General features: G+C 35.0%; 1 protein-coding gene. It reads left to right on the top strand.

The window, feature by feature from the left end:
* The coding region (locus tag WMZ97_RS21850; protein ID WP_343274170.1) for an ATP-binding protein at nucleotides 1-557 on the top strand (557 nt) is incomplete at its 5' end.
* Nucleotides 558-622: the final 65 nt, after the last annotated feature.

The following is a 622-nucleotide window of genomic DNA, read 5'->3' as shown; positions in this document are numbered from 1 at the left end:
AGGCTCATCTTCCAAAAACGGGCAATCAATCATTTCAATGGGAGCATATTCAAATTCCTCAAGGAATTGATCGGACAACAGTCCTAAATGGAGATTTTATCAATGAGAAAGAGAATCTTATTTTGTATGGAGGTGTTGGTACTGGCAAAACCTATTTGGCAACGTTAATTAGCCTAAATGCCATATATAGGTTTGGCAGTCGGATTAAATTTTACACCGTGGCATCTTTAGTTAATAAATTAATTGATGCAAACCAGCAAGGAACACTTACAAAGTTGATGAAACAAATTGAAAAACTGGATTTATTAGTATTAGACGAATTAGGTTATATTCCACTTCATAAAGAAGGTGCAGAGCTTTTATTCCAGGTTATATCCATGTGTTATGAGAATAAAAGTATTGTCATAACAACTAACCTGCAATTTGGCCAATGGAATCACGTCTTTGGTGATCCTATCTTAACCGAGGCGGTCATCGATCGCCTGATTCATCATTCGCATTTACTGCTTTTTACTGGAGATAGTTTTCGTTACAAAGAATCTTTATTACATGAATAATTAGGGGTGGCAAGTGGCATACAATTTTAAATGCCATTTCATACATTTTTTACTTGCCAAATACA

The sequence above is a fragment of the Lentibacillus songyuanensis genome (assembly GCF_039548255.1).
Taxonomy (GTDB): domain Bacteria; phylum Bacillota; class Bacilli; order Bacillales; family Amphibacillaceae; genus Lentibacillus_C; species Lentibacillus_C songyuanensis.
The sequence above is the reverse complement of the archived record's forward strand: the minus strand, read 5'-3'. Positions and strand labels throughout refer to the sequence as shown.